Here is a 3,391-nt window from a genome sequence, read left to right on the forward strand (position 1 = left end):
TTTTTTTGTAACGTTGCTAAATCGTTTGCTTCATAGAATTCAATTTTGTCTTCAATCATTTCAAATGAGAGTGCCATCATGATCCTTCTTTCTATCTAATTCCTTATTAGTTAGTGTAACAAATAAGAATTTTAAATACTATCTTTGTAGTATGGGTGTTGACTTTATTGAAAATCAGGCATATTATACTGATAAATCCTATAAGAAAAAGGGGTATTTTGAATGGGAATTGAATTCAATCAGCTATTTGATGAATGGGCACAAACATATGACACCTTTATTGCTGGTGAAAACGATGAATATAGGGATGTTTTTCTAAATTATGATGCCATATTAAATCATGTGGTAGAAAAATCACACGGATCTATTATAGAGTTTGGAGTCGGTACAGGAAATCTGACGAAAAAATTTCTGGATGCTGGATTTGAAGTGTTAGGCATTGAACCTTCTACGGAAATGCGTCTGCTCGCAAGAAAAAAGCTACCACATGCGTCTATTATAGAAGGGGATTACTTACATTTTGAATTATTACATGATGTAGATACAATTGTTAGCACATATGCCTTTCATCATCTAACCGATGAAGAAAAGCGACTTGCGATTTCGAAGTATAGTCAAATCCTAAATTCAAATGGTAAAATAGTCTTTGCTGATACGATGTTCACGGATCAGGAAACCTTTGATCGTATAATACGAGATGCTATTGACCGGGGTTATACTAATTTGGCGAAGGATTTACAGTCTGAATATTATACTCTGATTCCAATCATGCAATCGATATTTGAAGATAACGGCTTCCAGGTGAATTTCACACGACAGAATCATTTTGTGTGGATTGTGGAGGCGACTAAGAAGTAAGAAAGAGGGATATCATTTGAAAATCGCAGTTATCGGAGCAATGGAAGAAGAAGTGCGCATATTGCGTGATAAGCTTGAGAATAGAGTAGTAGAAACAGTAGCAGGTTCTGAATTTACGACAGGAACATTTGCAGGGCATGAAGTTGTATTGCTAAAGTCTGGTATTGGGAAAGTGAATGCAGCTATGGCAACTACCATTTTATTGGAACGTTATCAACCGGATAAAGTTATCAATACAGGATCTGCCGGTGGATTTCATCAATCTCTAAACGTGGGTGACGTTGTGATTTCAACCTTTGTTCGTCATCATGACGTAGATGTCACGATATTTAATTATGAGTATGGGCAAGTTCCTGGCTTACCAGCTGCATTTGAAGCGGATGCAGAGCTTGTTTCATTAGCAGAAAACTGTATGAAACATGTAGAAGGCGTACAAGTTGTAAAAGGGACCATAGCAACCGGAGATTCCTTTATGAATGACAGTGAACGTGTAGCGTTTGTTCGCGGTAAATTTAAGGATTTGTATGCAGTGGAAATGGAAGCTGCAGCTGTTGCGCAAGTGTGCTATCAGTACAAAGTACCATTTGTTATCATCCGTGCACTTTCTGATATTGCTGGAAAAGAATCAAATGTATCATTTGATCAATTTTTAGATCAAGCTGCGCTTCATTCAACGAGATTTATTGAAAATATGTTACAAGAACTAAAATAAGATTGAAGTTTGTTTCCTATTACCAATCGCTCGTATGAAACCCAAGAGAATAGTAGTGCATATGCAAGAATCCAAAGTAAGGAGAAATCCTTACTTTGGAGAGTTTGTTTGAACTAAGGAGGAATGGTCCTAATGAACACATTTCGCGGGGTACACGAGTTAATTGGTAATACACCGCTCGTGGAAATTACGCGGTTTTCGTTGCCGAAAGATGTACGAATATTCGCTAAATTAGAGTATTTCAATCCTGGCGGAAGTATTAAAGACCGCTTAGGAAAACATATGATAAAAGATGCATTAGATAAAGGGCTTGTCAAGCGGGGCGGCACAATTATTGAACCTACCGCTGGAAATACAGGAATAGGATTAGCACTGGCGGCACTGCAATACGATATACAAGTGATTGTATGTGTTCCTGAAAAATTTAGTATTGAAAAACAAGAGCTAATGCGGGCGCTTGGGGCGACCGTTGTAAATACTGTCACTGAGGAAGGGATGACAGGTGCTATCGCAAAAGCAAAGGAACTGCTGCAAGAAATTCCAAATTCCTATTGTCCGCAGCAGTTTGCCAACTATGCGAATCCCGACACGTATTTTAAAACATTAGGACCTGAAATTTGGGCGGATCTTGAAGGAAAGGTAGATATATTTGTTGCCGGGGCGGGGACAGGTGGAACATTTATGGGAACAGCCACATATCTACAGGAACAAAATCCAAATTTAAAAAGTGTGATTGTGGAACCAGTAGGGTCTATCTTAAACGGTGGACAGTCTGGCACACATGAAACGGAAGGAATCGGAATGGAGTTTCTGCCTCCTTTTATGAATGCGAATTATTTTCATAGCATTCATACGGTCTCCGATCGTGATGCTTTTCACCGCGTAAAAGAGCTTGCAAAGCTAGAAGGCCTCTTAGTAGGTAGTTCATCTGGATCGGCCTTTCATGCTAGTTTATTAGAAGCAGAGCATGCCAAACCAGGAACAAATATTGTAACTGTTTTTCCAGATAGTAGTGAACGATACTTAAGTAAAGACATATACAAAGGATGGGACTAAAATGAGAGAAAAAACGAAGTTAATTCATGGTATTTCGATCGGAGATCCACAAACAGGTGCGGTAACCGTTCCAATTTATCAAACAAGTACGTATAAGCAAGAAGCGGTCGGAAAGCATAAAGGTTACGAATATTCTCGTACAGGTAATCCAACGCGTAGTGCACTTGAAGATATGGTAGCTGTACTTGAAAATGGTCATGCAGGCTTTGCATTCGGTTCTGGAATGGCAGCTATTACTGCCGTTATGATGCTATTTTCAAGTGGAGACCATGTCATTCTAACGGATGATGTATACGGCGGTACATTTCGCGTTATGACGAAAGTTCTGAACCGCTTTGGATTAGATCATACTTTCGTGGATACTACAAATTTAGAAGAAGTGAAAGCTGCCATAAAGCCAAATACAAAGGCTATTTACATTGAAACACCTACTAATCCACTTCTTAAAATTACAGATATTACGGAAGTATCAACACTAGCAAAGCATAATAATCTATTAACTATAGTTGATAATACATTTATGACGTCATATTGGCAAAATCCAATCACACTTGGTGCTGACATCGTATTGCATAGCGCAACAAAGTATTTAGGTGGTCACAGTGATGTTGTATCTGGGGTCGTTGTTGTAAATACAGAGCAATTAGCAACTGATCTTCACTTTATCCAAAATTCCACAGGCGGTGTACTTGGTCCGCAAGATAGCTTTCTTCTTCTTCGTGGGTTAAAAACATTAGGGGTAAGAATGGAAGAACATGAAGCAAA

Annotated in this window: 5 protein-coding genes; 4 read left to right on the forward strand and 1 reads right to left on the reverse strand. The window is 38.6% G+C overall.

What is annotated here, in order from left to right:
• Window positions 1-80 (reverse strand): DUF2536 family protein (locus tag AC11ZT_RS00860; RefSeq protein WP_484057799.1); only part of this gene is annotated, 80 nt, incomplete at its 3' end.
• 142 nt (window positions 81-222) lie between these two features.
• Here AC11ZT_RS00860 and AC11ZT_RS00865 point away from each other — a divergent pair.
• The 4 genes from AC11ZT_RS00865 to AC11ZT_RS00880 all read left to right on the forward strand — a co-directional run.
• A complete protein-coding gene (locus AC11ZT_RS00865; RefSeq protein ID WP_484057795.1) occupies window positions 223-858 on the forward strand; it encodes a class I SAM-dependent DNA methyltransferase in 636 nt (211 codons plus the stop codon).
• A gap of 16 nt (window positions 859-874) precedes the next feature.
• Window positions 875-1,570 carry a 5'-methylthioadenosine/S-adenosylhomocysteine nucleosidase gene (mtnN, locus tag AC11ZT_RS00870; protein WP_484057796.1) on the forward strand — a complete coding sequence of 232 codons (696 nt, stop codon included), beginning with the start codon at window positions 875-877 and terminating at the stop codon, window positions 1,568-1,570.
• A 132-nt stretch (window positions 1,571-1,702) separates the two neighbouring features.
• Window positions 1,703-2,626, forward strand: coding sequence for a PLP-dependent cysteine synthase family protein (locus tag AC11ZT_RS00875; protein WP_484057797.1), 924 nt, complete (start codon window positions 1,703-1,705; stop codon window positions 2,624-2,626).
• A gap of 1 nt (window position 2,627) precedes the next feature.
• Window positions 2,628-3,391 (forward strand): aminotransferase class I/II-fold pyridoxal phosphate-dependent enzyme (locus tag AC11ZT_RS00880; protein WP_484057798.1); only part of this gene is annotated, 764 nt, incomplete at its 3' end.

The sequence above is a fragment of the Ectobacillus sp. genome, assembly GCF_056992975.1.